This window comes from Peptoniphilus olsenii (genome assembly GCF_040545475.1).
GTDB lineage: Bacteria > Bacillota > Clostridia > Tissierellales > Peptoniphilaceae > Peptoniphilus_A > Peptoniphilus_A olsenii.
The window spans coordinates 1-14,412 of record NZ_JBEPMA010000017.1 but is presented as its reverse complement, the minus strand read 5'-3'; the positions used below and the strand labels follow the sequence as shown (position 1 = coordinate 14,412).

Below are 14,412 nucleotides of genomic sequence, written 5' to 3'. Positions count from 1 at the left end.
TGGTAAAAGGATTCAAATGAACTCTATATAGATGGAGTTATAGCAGAAGAGTCTTGGTTTGATGATGAAATCACGCCAAGGCTCTTTTTTGAAGAATTAAAAAATAAAAGTGGAGACATAACTGTGTGGATCAACTCTCCTGGTGGAGATTGTATCGCAGCATCAAGAATTTACACTATGCTTTTAGAACACAAGGGAAATGTGACCATTAAGATTGACGGGCTTGCAGCATCAGCAGCATCAGTCATTGCCATGGCAGGAACTGAAGTGCTGATGAGTCCAACATCATTAATGATGATTCATAACCCCTTAACTGTAGCCATTGGCGACTCAAAAGAAATGCAAAAAGCTATAGACATGTTAAAGGAAGTCAAGGAATCAATCATCAATGCCTATGAGATTAAAACAGGTTTATCCAGAGAAGAAATTTCTAATCTAATGGATGGAGAGACTTGGTTTGATAAGAACAAAGCTATTGAGATGGGTTTTTGTGATGGAACTCTCACTGATAAAAGAAAAGATGAAAAAATCACCAACATGGTCTTTTCAAGGCGAGCAGCTACAAATTCACTTTTAACAAAGATAAATAAAGAAGTAAAAACTCATTCAATGAGCGAAGTAGAAGAAAGATTAAACAATATTAAAAATACTTGGAGGTAATTATGAACATTAAAGAACTTTTAGAAAAGAGAACTAAAGCCTGGGATGAGGCAAAGGCATTTGCTGAATCTAAGAAAGATGAAAATGGTCTAATGTCTGATGAAGACTTTAAGACATATGAAGAGATGGAAAGAACTATCGAGAATTATACTCGTGAAATTGAAAGAAAGAAGAGGGAAGAAGAAATGGATAAATCTTTAGAAAAACCTACAACTCAAGCACTAACAAATGAACCTGCTATTTTTACTGAAGAAGAAAAACCAATGAGAGCAAGAAATGTCTATAAGAAGTCTATGATGAAAGCATTAAGAACTAACTTCAGAGATATTTCTAATGAATTAAAAGTTGGTACAGATGAAAGTGGAGGATATTTAGTTCCAGAAGAAATGGAAGTAGATATTGTAAATGGTCTTGAGGAAGAAAACATTGTAAGAAAATTAGCTACAAAAGTTCAAACTTCAGGACTTCATAAAATCAATATTGTAGCTACAAAACCAGCTGCCCTATGGGTTGAAGAAGGTGGTCAACTAACCTTTGGAGATGGCACATTTGATCAAGTATCTCTTGATGCACATAAACTCCATGTTGGTATTAAAGTTACTGAAGAACTTCTATATGATGCAGCCTTTAATTTAGAAAAATACATTACTGAAGAATTTACTAGAGCGTTAGCAAATGCTGAAGAGGACGCTTTCTTAAATGGTGATGGAGTAAATAAGCCTACAGGAATTTTTGACTCTAAAAAGGGTGGAGAACTTGGGGTAACAACAAAGTCTCAAACAATTACTGCAGATGAATTAATTGATTTAGTTTACTCTTTAGACAGACCTTATAGAAAGAGAGCAGCTTTCATTTTAAATGATGCAACAGTTGCTCAAATTAGAAAACTTAAAGATGTTAATGGTGCATATATTTGGCAACCATCACTTAAAGATGGAGAACCAGATAGACTTTTAGGATATCCTGCTTATACATCTGCCTTTGCTCCAAAAGCTGAAAAAGGAAAGCTTGCAGTAGCCTTTGGCGATTTTTCATACTACAAGATTGGAGATAGAGGAAATAGGTCATTCCAAGACTTAAAGGAACTATTTGCTGGAAATGGCATGGTTGGTTTCTTAGGTAAAGAAAGAGTAGATGGAATCCTTGTTTTAAGAGAAGCAGTTAAACTTTTAAAAATCGGTGCTACTGCCTAAGGAGTAAATTATGATTACTCTTGAGGAGGCAAAGTCCTATTTAAGGGTGGATTTTGATGATGAGGATGAGATGATTAATTCTCTCATCCGATCATCAATAAAGCACTCCATGGATGTCGCTAGAGTTGATAGTGAAGAAGACCTTTCTAAAAATCCAAATGGAAAAATAGCAGTCCTCTATATGATCGCTTATCTTTATGAACATAGAGAAGAGGCAGATTATTCTGAATTAAACTTAACTCTAAGGGCTTTATTATTTGGAATGAGAAAGGCTGAGTTCTAATGAGGGTATCGGATTTAAATAGAAAAATAACCTTTCAAAATAAAAATGTTGAGGTAGATGAAATTGGTAACCATAAATCAGTATGGACGGATTATATAGAAACTTCAGCCTATATTTCCTTTCAAGGTAAAGGCGAAGAAGTTTTTCTAGGAATGGAAGTAGATAGGTCAGATATTTCTTTTACTGTGAGATTTCAAAATAGGTTAAAGAATATTAATACTTCAGAGTACAGAATTCTATTTGATGATGAGAAGTACAATATCATCTCAATTGACTTTATGAACTACAAAAATAGATTTATAAAGTTTAGGTGTAGGAAGGTGAGTAGATGAATGTAAAAATTGAAAACCTCGCCAGTGAAATAATGAAAGGCTTAGAAGAATATTCTGATATGGCAACAGATGAAGTCAAAAAGGAAGTCAAAAAAGATGTGGAAAAAAGGTCCAGTCTACAGAATAGAATATCCAGAATATCCTGAAAGAGCAGTTCAAGAAGTTCTAGTCAATGCATTAATTCACAGAGATTATTCAGTAATTGGTAGTGAAGTCCATATAGATATATATGATGACAGACTGGAAATATATTCTCCTGGAGGAATGTATGATGGTACATTTATTCAAGATATAAATCCACTAGATGTATTTTCATCAAGGCGAAACCCAATCATAGCGGATGTATTTGCTAGGATGGATTTAATGGAAAGGAGAGGATCTGGACTTAGAAAAATCATAGAAGCTTATGAAGCTGAAGAAAATTATAAAGAAGAATTAAAACCAGAGTTTAAGTCAACAGAATCTTCATTTACTACAATTTTAAAGAATTTAAATTATGACACCCAAAATGACACTCAAAATGACACTCAAAATGGTACTCAAAATGACGATCAAAGTGAGGGGAAAAATGAGGGTGAAAATGATGGTAAAAAATTAAAACCAAATGATAGACGAAATAAGATAGTGAAACTTATAAAAGAAAATTCAAAAATAACATCACTGGAGCTTTCTAGTATATTATACGTGTCCGTAAGTACAATTAAGAGAGATTTAAAAGTTCTCACAGATGAAAAAACAATCGAGTATATAGGTAGTGCTAAAGACGGATATTGGAAAGTAAACAAATAAAGTTAAAAAAGAAAATAGAATTCTCCCGAAAAAAATACAATATTCGGGAGAAATACTTTGAGCGAGAGAGAAATCTTTCGCTCTTTTTTATTTATGGAGGTATTAATGAAGTTAGTAATAGCAGAAAAGCCAAGTGTAGCAGTTACAATTGCAAAAGTAATTGGAGCAAGAACAAGAAAAAACGGATATTATGAGGGAAGTGGCTACATTGTTTCCTGGTGTGTAGGTCATTTAATTCAAATGGCAAGTCCAGACAAGATAGACGAAAAATGGAAGAAATGGACAATAGACACTCTTCCTATAATCCCAGAGGAATATATTTATGAAGTATCTAAAAGCACTAAGAAGCAATATGGAGTTTTAAAGAAACTTTTAAACGATAAGAACATCGACACAGTTATAAATGCTTGTGATGCTGGAAGAGAGGGAGAACTTATCTTTAGGCTTGTATATAATCAAGCTAAATGTAAGAAGAAGATTCAAAGACTATGGATATCTTCAATGGAAAACAAAGCTATTGAAGATGGCTTTAGAAATCTTAAAGACGGAGAAAACTTTGAAGACTTATATAGATCAGCAAGTGCAAGAGCTATTGCAGATTGGCTGGTAGGAATGAATCTAAGTAGGCTTTATTCTTGCATTTATAAGGAAACATATTCAGTTGGTAGAGTACAAACACCAACTCTATATTTAATAGCTAAAAGAGATAGTGAAATAAACCTATTTAAGAAGCAAAAATACTATACAGTTGATCTATCTTATGGAGGATTGAAACTTGTATCAGATAGGATTGATAAAATTGAAATTGCAGAACAACTATTAAACTTACTAGAAGATGAAATAGTTATTACAGAGGTAGAAGATAAAGAAGTAAGCACAAAACCAGATAAACCTTATGATCTCACTACCTTACAAAGAGAAGCAAATAAATATTTTGGATATTCAGCAAATGACACTTTAAATCTGGCACAAGGTCTGTATGAAAAAAAGCTAATCACATATCCAAGAACAGATAGTAGGAATTTAACCGATGATATGGTTAATACTATGAAAGAATTATTAGAAGGACTTGAAGATGATTTTACGGTTAATGAATCAAACTTTAAGTCTATTTTTAATTCATCTAAGGTTACAGACCACTATGCAATTATTCCTACTATATCTGGTATTGAAAAAGCTAAAGATTTATCTGATAAAGAAAGCAAAATCTATAATCTAATTAAGAATAAATTACTTGCTTCATGTTCGGATAACTTAAAGGAATCTAGCAGAAAAATCAGATATGAATATGATAAATTTAACTTCAATGCAAGTGGCAAGACTATAATCGATGAAGGTTATACCAAGTATCTAAAGAGCTATGGAAAGGAAAGACAAGAAAATAAATTACCAGATGTAAAGACTGGAGATAAAATTAAGTTAACTTCTAAAAATATATCTGAGAAATTTACAAAAGCTCCAAGTCATTATAATGAAGATACACTTTTAAAGGCTATGGAGAATGCAGGGATTGAATCACTGGATAAAGATATAGAAGTGGAGAGAAAAGGCTTAGGAACACCAGCTACAAGAGCAGGAATTATCGAAAATCTTATTCATAAGGATCTCATAAGAAGAGATAAGAAAAATCTACTTGTAACAGAAAAAGGCAATAGACTTGTATCGATTGTAGAGGATAAGTTCAAGTCGGCTAAAACAACATCTGAATGGGAAATGAAACTTGCAAAGATAAGTTCTGGCGAAGTAGATAAAGAAGACTTTTTAAGAGAAATAGAAGATAGTATAAGGGAGCTTGTAGATAGGTACAAGAACAATCTAAATGAATAAGGTAAAAATATTAGAGCTTTTCGGTGGCATAGGTGCTATTAGAAAGGCTTTTATTAATTTAAAGATACCTTATGAAGTTGTTGATTATGTAGAAATAGATAAGGCTTGTGTTAAATCTTTCGCTCTTTTTTTATTTATGGAGGTAAGAAATGAATGCAAAAGAATATTTAAAACAAGCATTTTATTTGGACAAGAGAATTAATTCTAAGCTTGAGCAAGTAGAAAGTCTTAATACACTAGCTACAAAAGCCACATCAACCTTATCAGATATGCCAAAGAGTCCTAGTAGAGGAACATCAAGACTTGAAGAAACAATAGTGAAGATTATAGATCTTCAAGAAGAAATCAATAGGTATATAGATAAACTTGTAGATTTGAAGGCTGAAATTGTGGGAACGATTAAAGGAATTAAAGATAAGGAGATTCAAGTTATTCTTGAAAAAAATATCTTTGTTTTAAATCTTGGCAGAAGATAGCTGTTGAGATGAATTATGATATTAGGCATATTCATCGCTTACACAATCAAGGATTAAAAGAAACTTCAGATTTAAAATCTGATTAAAATTATATATGACAAGGTTGTAAAATATTAGTTTTGAATTAAAACGTATATCCATTGAAAAGATATTAAAATAAAGTAAAATGACTTTAAGTAATATTAGAATGGAGGTAAAAATGTTAAGAAAAATTTTGAAACACGTTATAGGTCTAGGGTTAATCGTTACTATAGGTGCGTGTGGATTAACTAAATCATAAGCATCTAATTATCAAAATGATTCCTTATATGAAGGGTATTCTAAAATTGAAAGTCAATCTGAGTTATATGGAATACCATTTAGTATGTCATTTGAAGAATATAAAGACGCTTTTGAAGAGTCTGGGTTTTCCACTACTGAGGAATATACTAATGCTTATTTAGATGTTTTAGAACCAATAAATGAAACTTATGAAAGTAGGAGTAGCAGTAGTGGCTCTGATAAATGGTACTATAACATTGGAACATCTTTACCATCAAGTGCTACGCCTAAATATAGTAAGTATAATTTATATGAGAAAGTAAAAAAGGGAGACGTTATTTTTGAAGCAAATGGCGGATTTGGTATTACTGGTCATATAGCAATTGTAGAAGGCAAATATACTTCATCTAATGGTAAAAAATATATAAGAATTATTGAAGCTATAGATAAAGGTGTGGTTAGAAGTTGCTTAGATGATACAAGAGTTGACGACAAAAATGCAACTGTTCTACGTGTAACAAATGCAACATCACAGAATATAAATTCAGCAGTTGATTTTTGCAAAGGACAACTTGGTAAATCTTATAGTATTGATTTTCAAAAAGATACTAGTTCTAATGAGAATGACTGGTATTGTTCTGAATTAGTTTGGGCGTCATATAAAAATCAAGGGATTGATATAGAAGTATCAGGTAATGGTGAACCAGGAATTACACCTAGAGATATATATAATAGTTCAAAGACTAAAATAGTTAATTTTAGGTAAATAAATAAAAACAGCTAACGTCTAACAAAATGTAGACGTTAGCTATTTTTTTTGACTCCAAGTGCAAATAAAAACACTGTTATTATAAAATATAAAGCATACAACAAATAGGTAAATTTATTATCCCATGGAAATGATAGTTCAGGATGATTAATTGCTACAATAATAAAAATAATAGCTAATACAAGTAGAATCATCGCTGATGCAAAATATCGATTAAATGATTTCATTTTTATCTCCTTTTTGTTATTGTATCTTATTTATATTCTTATTTCAAATTATTGCAAACCTATAGATTAAAAGTCTTAATAATCATATATCTTGTCACGAAATGTCATAGAATGTCACTATGGATATGTAGTATCATTATAATAGCAAAAGAATAATTAAAAGAGCCTTGGAGATTTAATCTTCAGGGCTTTCTTTATGGAGTGATAAAGTGCCGAGAAAACCTAAGAGACCATGTTCACATCCAGGTTGTCCAAAACTAGTTGATGGAAGATTCTGTAAGGAACATGAGAAAGAATACAACAGAAACTATGAAAAATATAAAAGAGATCCTAAAACTCATAAGCGTTATGGAAAAGCATGGAGGAGTAAAAAACTCAGGAACTAGATCAAGCCTACTATTTGAAACAATTAGAATAATTAAAGAAATGAAAGATAAACCTAAATGGATAATTTGGGAAAATGTAAAGGGAGTCCTTGATAGAAATATGAGGGACTCCTTTTTTATTTATCTAAAGGAGCTAGAAGACCTTGGATATGAAAGTAAGTATGAAATTTTAAATGCAATGGATTTTGGAATACCTCAAAAAAGGAGAGAATATTTGTTGTTTCATGTCTTGGAGCAAATAAATTTTCTTTTAATAAATTGGAGAGGAAAGAAACAAGACCACTAAGTGATTTTTAGAAAAGGATGTAAGTGAACTTTATACAATGACCCAACCTTATATGCTGAAATTTTTAAATAAAGGCATAGATAATAGTTTTAAAGGGCGACTAAAAGTGATTAAAGATTTTTCTTATACTATTTCTACAAAACAAATGAGAGTACCAAATTCTGGAATAATAGATATTGGAAATGATCAGTATAGGTATTTAACAGAAAGAGAATGTTTAAGACTCATGGGTTTTGATGATAGTGATATAGATAAATTAGAGGAAGTACATCCAAGAAGAAAAAATTGCACTTCAAGCAAACTATATAAGTAGGCCGGCAATTCTATTGTGGTTGACGTTTTAATGGCTATTATAAAAGAAATTCATAGAATGGAGGTAGGAAATGCAAGTAAATGATTTTAAAAATATAAAAGAAGCAATAAAGTATGAAGTTGTGTAAGACTCGATAAGACAGTAGTTTCAATTTCCCAAAGGAGGATATTGATTATAGCAAATATTATGGGAAGATTATAGAAATAAAAGATAAAAAAACGAAGAAGTTACGATAAATAAAATATAAAATAACCACCACAGGCAAATGAATTATCAAGTTAAAATCTGTGGTGGTTATAATTTTATTGTTTCTTATTATGTCGTCCTATTGGAACAATCATAGGACTCTTGCTAACTGGGTCAGTTATTATTTTAGCTTCCATATTATATATATCTTTAATTAGTTTGTCATTTAATATATTTTCTGGTTGTCCCTCTGCTATAAGCCTGCCATTTTTTATTGCAAATAAATAATCGGCGTACCTACAAGAAAGATTAATATCGTGGAGCACCATGACAATTGTCGTAGAGTATTTTATGTTGAGATCCGTTAGGATATCCAATACTTCGACTTGGTAGGCTATATCGAGATAAGTAGTTGGTTCATCCAAAAGTAGGATATCTGTATCTTGGGCAAGAGCCATAGCTATCCACACTCTTTGCCTCTGGCCACCTGAAAGCTCATCTACAAACCTATCCGCCAAGTCGGTAATGTTTGTCATCTCCATAGCTCTATTTATTACAGACAAATCTTCATTACTTAATGGTTTAAATGCTTTTCTATATGGAAATCTACCCCTAGCTATGAGGTCAGCTACAGTGATTGATTCTGGAAGAATAGGAGATTGGGGTAAAAGTCCCAAATCTTTGGCGAGGTCTTTTAGATTGTAATCTTTTATGTTCTTATCATCTAAAGTAACTCTGCCATTTTGTATTTCAATAAGGTTGGCTATAGTTTTGAGAAGGGTAGATTTGCCACACCCATTAGCTCCAATAATTACCGAAATTTTGCCTTTAGGAATAGACAAGTTAATATCTTTTAGGATTATTCTATTGTTATAGCCACTGGATAAGTTTATGGCTTTTAGTTCTTTCATATAGCACTCCTTTTGTTCATTTTTATTATAAGGTATAGGAGATATGGGGCACCAATCAGTCCTGTTACTACACCTACAGGATACCTTGCAGGTAAGAAATTAGTACTTAGCAAATCTGAAGCAAGCACTAGGCATATCCCTACAAGTCCTGTAAGAATAGGGTCTTTCTTTTTACCTAGTCCTAGGGCAATAGGTCCTGATATAAATGAAATGCACGCAATGGGACCGGTAACTGATGTTGAAAATGCAGTTAGACTCACACTCAATAGGATTAAAATCATCCTAGATAAGTCAGGGTTAATTCCTAAACATTGACTATAGCTATCTCCTAATTCTAAAATTTCAAGTCTTTTTTTGTAAGTAAGAATCATTATACTAATAATAAAACTTGTAATTACCATAAAAGAAAGGTCATTTAGCTTGGCATAGGATAGAGATCCATTAAGCCATCTCATAACTTCTCCAAGATCATATTTACTAGACTTGAGTAAAACGAAAGAAATCATTGCCCTAAGCATCGCCTGGAAACCAATCCCAATTAGAACTAGTTTGCTTGTAGAAAAGCCGTCTTTTTTTGATAAAAAGAATATTGTCAAGGCAACAGATATTCCAGCAATGGTAGAAATTAGACCAGTGGTATATTTATTAGTTTTTAAAAAAGCTATGCAAATAATAGCAGCAAGAGATGAGCCACTAGTGACTCCTATTATGTCTGGACTGGCAAGAGGATTCCTTAGCATGGTTTGAAAGACAAAACCTGCTAGTGCAAAGGAAAAACCGGCGCTAATTCCTGCTACAAGTCTTGGAATTCTTAATTCAAAAATAACAAAAGAAGCGGGATTATTAGTTTTATCTAAGCATATATTTATAAGTTGAGAAAAAGAATAGTTTTTATCTCCAAGACTTAGGATAAGGAAACTAGCCACAAGAACTAAGATTAAAAACAATAATCTTAGTAAACGGATTCTTCTATTTCTTTTTCTAATTCCCTGAAGAAGATTTTCCACCAAATCCCCCTTTCTTTTTTAGACAAATATATATTAGGATGGGACCACCAATAATAGCGGTGATAATTCCTACTTCAATTTCACTTGGTCTTGCAATTATCCTTGCTAGTATGTCACAGTATAATAGCAGCATAGAACCTGATATAGCTGATATGGGTATAGTGAAACTTAGGTTTGAACCAAACAATATCCTAACAAAATGTGGCACAATAAGCCCTACAAAGGCAATAGGGCCACCGATAGCAGTGGAGGATGCACACAAGATTACAGAGGCCAAGGAGCCTAAAAATCTACATAAGCCAACCCTTGTACCAAGTGACTTTGCAAGTTCATCTCCAAGTGATATGGCATTTAAACTAGGGCTTATTGCAAAGGCAATTAGATGTCCTATTGCTATAAATGGCAAGAGAATAAGTATTGACTTCATAGTTGCAGGACCAAGGCTACCTACCTGCCAAAATCTAAATTGATCCATGATATTGTTGTTGGGCAGGAGAAGAAAACTAACAAGTGAAGATAGGGCAAGGCTTGTGGCAGTTCCTGAAAGGGCAAGTTTGACAGGAGTTAAGGCACTTTTTCCTGAGGATGCTATGGCATACACTAGACCAAAGACCAAAAATCCACCAACTATAGCTGAACTAATATAAGCAATGGATGATGAAATACCAAAAAAACATAGACCTACTACAACTGCAAGACTTGCCCCAGTATTTATTCCCAGGATAGATGGGTCAGCTATTGGATTTCTACTAATAGTTTGCATTAGAGCTCCACTTACAGCAAGAGATGAACCAGCTAATATTGCAAAAATTGTTCTTGGGATTCTTTTTCTGATGACTGACACACCGAAATCATCAGCCTTATAATGTATATTAAAAGCAGATAGCAGCTCTTGAAAGCTGGTATCTCTGCTACCTAAGCTTAATGATAAAAATATTCCCACTATTAAGCATAAGCTTATCAAAAAGATAAATCCAATATTTATTTTTTTACTTTGCATTTTTGCACGCATTAGATATTAAATCAAGATAATCATTTATTGTGTAAGCTATGGACAAAGGTGTTGGTATACATGATGCTGCAAGAGGGGTATTGTCAGGAATCACAGCTACAGCTCCATTTTTAACAGCCTTTAGTTTACCAAATAAGGGATCATCTTGGAGAGTTTTAAGGGTTGTGTCATCCCCATATGTTATTAAAATATCTGCATCATCAATTTTATTTGCTTCTTCACTGGATAACTCAGCAGTAAAACTATCATCTTTTTCAAATTCTTTAAGAGAAGATGGAAATTCTAAACCTAGGTCTAAAAGGTAAGCTACCCTAGGGTCTTTTGATGTAAAAATCCAAAATTTTGATGGGTCGGCTTGGTTAACCATAATAAATACTGCTTTTTTGCCCTTGATTTCTGGATGTTTTTCGACATTTTCGTTGATTAGTTTTTCGGTTTCGCCAATTAGCTCCTCGCCTTCTATTTCCATACCCATAGCTTTAGAATCAATTTTTACCATATCTCTCCAAAGAGTTTGCCAAGGTTTATCAGGATAGGCTGCTACTGGAGCTATCTTTGAAAGAGTCTTATAGTCATCTTCTGTAATTCCAGAATAACCAGCAAGGATTACATCTGGTTTTGCATTTGAAATAGCTTCAAAATTTAGTCCATCAAGGTCATCGAAAATTTCTGGACTTCCATTAAGTTCTTTAATTTGCTTTTCTGTCCAAGGGAGAATATCCTTTCCCTTTTCTACTCCGTAATTTGCCTTAGAAAATCCAACAGGAACAATACCTAGGCTTAAAGGAACATCTTGATTTCCCCAACCGATGGTAGCTATTCTTTGAGGTCTTTTCTCTATTTTTGTTTCACCAAAAGCGTGTTTTAATACAATTTCACTAGGTTGACTATCGCTAGAATCGCTTTTATCGTCTTCCTTTTTAGCGTCTTTATCATCTTGACTAGATGTTTGTTCAACTTTGTTTTCTGATTTTGTATTATCTTTATCATTAGCAGTTTGTTTTCCGCAAGCACTTAGGCTGAGAGATAGTACTAGTGATATTAGAATAAATAATTTATTTTTCATTGATAATGATATCCTTTCTCGATTATATCGATTCAATTTTATCATTTATATTTCTTTTGTCAATACTTTTTTATGTTAAATGGTGAGTTTGTATAAAAAATGTTAGAAAAAATATTAAAAATAACATATAATGTAGTAATATTTAAAATTTGTTTTAAGTCTGATCTAATATTATAGAAAAGAGTATATATGGCACTTAATATAAATTGGTATTCTGGTCATATGAAAAAGACCAAGGAGGAGATTGAAAAAAAACTAAAGCTGGTTGATATAGTTTTAGAGATTATAGATGCGAGGATTCCAGAATCTTCGAGAAATCCGATGCTTGATGATATTTTAGCAGACAAGCCTAGGATGATTATCATGAATAAGTCAGACCTGGCAGACCCATTAGAAAATCAAAAGTGAATTAACAAGTTTAAAAACGAAGGGATTGTGGCCCTGCCAATGAATTCTAAGGAGCGAATCAACGTTGGCAAAATCTATGATATAGCTAGGGAAATTCTTTCTGATAAGTTTAATAAACACGAGGAAAAGGACATTAACAATCCCCTTATTAGGATGATGATTGTGGGCGAGTATGATTTGATGTGGGATAGCCTTGCTATGGAAAATAAAATAAAGGAACAAAACCCTAAGGCAAAGATCTATTCTTATAAAGGAGCAGGGCATATATTTGCAGGCAATGGTATTTTAGATTTAGGAAAAATTAGAGTTGCGACAGGGGGAACAGCTGAAAGCAATGAAAAAGCAAAAGTGAATCAAGAAAAACTATTGATGCTTTCTTAAAATAAAACCATAAATAGAAAATTACTTGGGTATTTAAGGACGATAGAAATTTAAAATCTATCGTCTTTTTTTGCTCTAAAAAGGAGGTAGGAAATGCAAGTAAATGATTTAAAAATATACAAGAAGCAATAAAGTATGAAGTGTTACAAGATGAGAAAGAATATTTAAAACTCTTAAAAGTTATAGGCAATAATCAGAAATATGATTTTTCTAGCCAATTAAGCATATATAACAAGGAACCTGAAGCTAGAGCTTGTGCGACTTTTGATATGTGGAAGAAATATTTTGGTCGAGTTGTTATGAGGGGTCAAAAGGGTATTCCAATTTTAGTTGGAAGTGATGTAAACAAAAAAGTTTCATATATTTTCGATATTAGTCAGACCACATCAATGGATAGGAATATTAATGAGGTTAGCTTATGGCAGTTTGACCACGAAAACCATAACGAGGCTTTAAAAGAAATAATAAATGCTTCTTCATTTGAAGCTTGTGATTCACTTAATGAAAATATATTTTCTTTAAGTCGAATTTATGGAGATGAATATATTAATTTGGCTCTTGCTGATTTGAGAATAGATATAGAGGATAGACTTAGTTTTGAAAAGTTTATGAGGGACTCAATATCCTATGCGGTAGCTAATAGGTTTAATACAGTCTATCCTATGGATATGGAAAATTTAAAAAATAATTTTTCTAGGATAAATACAATTTCTTTAGAACAGATAGGTCTTGTAATATCAAGGGTTAGTGAAGATATTATAGATAAAACAATAGAAAAATCTAAGGAAATGGATCGTGCTAGGCTGCTGACAGAAAGGGCCGGTGCCGACTATAATAGAGATATAGAAAATATAAATAAAGATAGAGGAGGTCAAGATGATTTATATAGACGAGATGATAGGTCAAGAAGTAGAGATGGACGAGTTTTCACAGATGGAAGCGACAGAAGAAATAGCGATGAAGATCGAAGAGAAAACCTTGGACATGATGGAGAAGGATCTGGAATTTATGGAGAAATTTCCGAATCCGACATACGCAGTTCTAAGACTGTCTTACCTAGTAGGGAGCGAGGACATGGAGAACTGGAAGAAACTTCAGAAAATGTACGAGGAGAAAACACTTTTGAACCATCTGAAGGAAATTCAGAATCAGGCAGTGGACTTTATCAAGAGAGAGAAAGTCAAGATGATGAAAGCACAAGGATTGACAGAGAAGATGATGAGAGAGAATCCAGAGGAATACCAAGGACAGATGAACAACTTGATGGCAACAGTGAAGAGAATAGCAATCAAGGAATACGTAGAAGCTTAGAAAATGAAATAAGCCAAGAAAAGGAAGCTGATGAAGCTTCTTTTTTTGATGGCAAAAACACTGAAAACGGAAAAGATTATTGGATTGTAGAATTTAATGAAAATCACGAATTAGTTCCCGATTATAGTGGGCAGATAGCAACTAAAGACTTAATCAATATCCTAAGACAAAAGGATATTGATGTTAAAGACCATAATCAAACTCTTGGAGAAAATGAATTTGGAGAAATGACAGATGATTATATCGGATATTTCAAATTCTATTTTGACCACTATGTAGATGGCGAAGTTGTCGAACACTATAGGATTGACCTTGGTGATGGTGAAGA

The 14,412-nt window shown here is 32.7% G+C and carries 15 protein-coding genes and 4 pseudogenes; 14 read left to right on the top strand and 5 right to left on the bottom strand.

From position 1 onward, the window contains the following. Window positions 1-27 precede the first annotated feature (27 nt). From ABID14_RS08960 to ABID14_RS08915, 10 genes and pseudogenes are all read left to right on the top strand, one after another. Window positions 28-660 carry a head maturation protease, ClpP-related gene (locus ABID14_RS08960; RefSeq protein WP_354369305.1) on the top strand — a complete coding sequence of 211 codons (633 nt, stop codon included), beginning with the start codon at window positions 28-30 and terminating at the stop codon, window positions 658-660. A 2-nt stretch (window positions 661-662) separates the two neighbouring features. Continuing rightward, window positions 663-1,853 (top strand): phage major capsid protein, encoded by a 1,191-nt coding sequence (locus ABID14_RS08955; protein ID WP_354369266.1) that lies wholly within the window; start codon window positions 663-665, stop codon window positions 1,851-1,853. 10 nt (window positions 1,854-1,863) lie between these two features. Further along, window positions 1,864-2,136, top strand: a complete 273-nt coding sequence (locus ABID14_RS08950) for a head-tail connector protein (RefSeq protein ID WP_354369264.1) — start codon at window positions 1,864-1,866, stop codon at window positions 2,134-2,136. Beyond that, window positions 2,136-2,468 carry a phage head closure protein gene (locus tag ABID14_RS08945; RefSeq protein WP_354369263.1) on the top strand — a complete coding sequence of 111 codons (333 nt, stop codon included), beginning with the start codon at window positions 2,136-2,138 and terminating at the stop codon, window positions 2,466-2,468. Before ABID14_RS08950 ends, ABID14_RS08945 begins: the two co-directional genes overlap by 1 nt. Next, window positions 2,465-2,614: a hypothetical protein gene (locus ABID14_RS08940; RefSeq protein ID WP_354369261.1), complete on the top strand. Its 150-nt coding sequence runs from the start codon at window positions 2,465-2,467 to the stop codon at window positions 2,612-2,614. The genes ABID14_RS08945 and ABID14_RS08940 overlap by 4 nt, the downstream gene beginning before the upstream one ends. Continuing rightward, window positions 2,565-3,257, top strand: a complete 693-nt coding sequence (locus ABID14_RS08935) for an ATP-binding protein (protein WP_354369259.1) — start codon at window positions 2,565-2,567, stop codon at window positions 3,255-3,257. Before ABID14_RS08940 ends, ABID14_RS08935 begins: the two co-directional genes overlap by 50 nt. Before the next feature lie 105 nt (window positions 3,258-3,362). Then, entirely contained in the window at window positions 3,363-5,084 is a 1,722-nt protein-coding gene (locus ABID14_RS08930; RefSeq protein WP_354369257.1) for a DNA topoisomerase 3, read from the top strand. Further along, window positions 5,077-5,214, top strand: a pseudogene (locus ABID14_RS08925) (DNA (cytosine-5-)-methyltransferase); the annotation flags it as partial. The gene ABID14_RS08930 and the pseudogene ABID14_RS08925, both read left to right, overlap by 8 nt. A 19-nt stretch (window positions 5,215-5,233) precedes the next feature. After that, complete coding sequence (locus ABID14_RS08920; protein WP_435529963.1) at window positions 5,234-5,560, top strand: hypothetical protein; 327 nt, start codon at window positions 5,234-5,236, stop codon at window positions 5,558-5,560. 364 nt (window positions 5,561-5,924) lie between these two features. After that, window positions 5,925-6,587, top strand: coding sequence for a YiiX/YebB-like N1pC/P60 family cysteine hydrolase (locus ABID14_RS08915; protein ID WP_354369255.1), 663 nt, complete (start codon window positions 5,925-5,927; stop codon window positions 6,585-6,587). Between the two features lie 38 nt (window positions 6,588-6,625). Here the strand turns inward: ABID14_RS08915 and ABID14_RS08910 are convergent, their stop codons facing one another. Beyond that, the gene (locus tag ABID14_RS08910) at window positions 6,626-6,817 is read right to left on the bottom strand and encodes a hypothetical protein (protein ID WP_354369253.1); all 192 of its coding nucleotides are present in this window, start codon (window positions 6,815-6,817) and stop codon (window positions 6,626-6,628) included. Between the two features lie 209 nt (window positions 6,818-7,026). Between ABID14_RS08910 and ABID14_RS10155 the strand changes: the two genes are divergently transcribed. Beyond that, window positions 7,027-7,203, top strand: a complete 177-nt coding sequence (locus ABID14_RS10155) for a DUF8602 domain-containing protein (protein ID WP_494338278.1) — start codon at window positions 7,027-7,029, stop codon at window positions 7,201-7,203. Next, window positions 7,169-7,886 (top strand): annotated as a pseudogene (locus ABID14_RS08905) (DNA cytosine methyltransferase); the annotation flags it as partial. The gene ABID14_RS10155 and the pseudogene ABID14_RS08905, both read left to right, overlap by 35 nt. Before the next feature lie 218 nt (window positions 7,887-8,104). Here ABID14_RS08905 and ABID14_RS08900 read toward each other — a convergent pair. The 4 genes from ABID14_RS08900 to ABID14_RS08885 are packed head-to-tail and all read right to left on the bottom strand — an operon-like array spanning window position 8,105 to window position 11,984. Beyond that, window positions 8,105-8,899: an ABC transporter ATP-binding protein gene (locus ABID14_RS08900; protein ID WP_354369251.1), complete on the bottom strand. Its 795-nt coding sequence runs from the start codon at window positions 8,897-8,899 to the stop codon at window positions 8,105-8,107. Beyond that, complete coding sequence (locus ABID14_RS08895; RefSeq protein ID WP_354369249.1) at window positions 8,896-9,906, bottom strand: FecCD family ABC transporter permease; 1,011 nt, start codon at window positions 9,904-9,906, stop codon at window positions 8,896-8,898. The genes ABID14_RS08900 and ABID14_RS08895 overlap by 4 nt, the downstream gene beginning before the upstream one ends. Further along, the gene (locus ABID14_RS08890) at window positions 9,881-10,906 is read right to left on the bottom strand and encodes a FecCD family ABC transporter permease (protein WP_354369247.1); all 1,026 of its coding nucleotides are present in this window, start codon (window positions 10,904-10,906) and stop codon (window positions 9,881-9,883) included. Before ABID14_RS08890 ends, ABID14_RS08895 begins: the two co-directional genes overlap by 26 nt. Beyond that, window positions 10,896-11,984, bottom strand: a complete 1,089-nt coding sequence (locus tag ABID14_RS08885) for an iron-siderophore ABC transporter substrate-binding protein (RefSeq protein WP_354369245.1) — start codon at window positions 11,982-11,984, stop codon at window positions 10,896-10,898. The genes ABID14_RS08890 and ABID14_RS08885 overlap by 11 nt, the downstream gene beginning before the upstream one ends. Window positions 11,985-12,173: 189 nt before the next feature. On the opposite strand from ABID14_RS08885, the pseudogene ABID14_RS10135 reads away from it, so the two are divergent. Together ABID14_RS10135 and ABID14_RS10150 are read left to right on the top strand one after the other, a co-directional pair. Beyond that, window positions 12,174-12,560, top strand: a pseudogene (locus ABID14_RS10135) (YlqF/YawG family GTPase); the annotation flags it as partial. Window positions 12,561-12,866: 306 nt separating this feature from the next. Then, a pseudogene (locus ABID14_RS10150) lies at window positions 12,867-14,412 on the top strand (helicase-related protein); the annotation flags it as partial.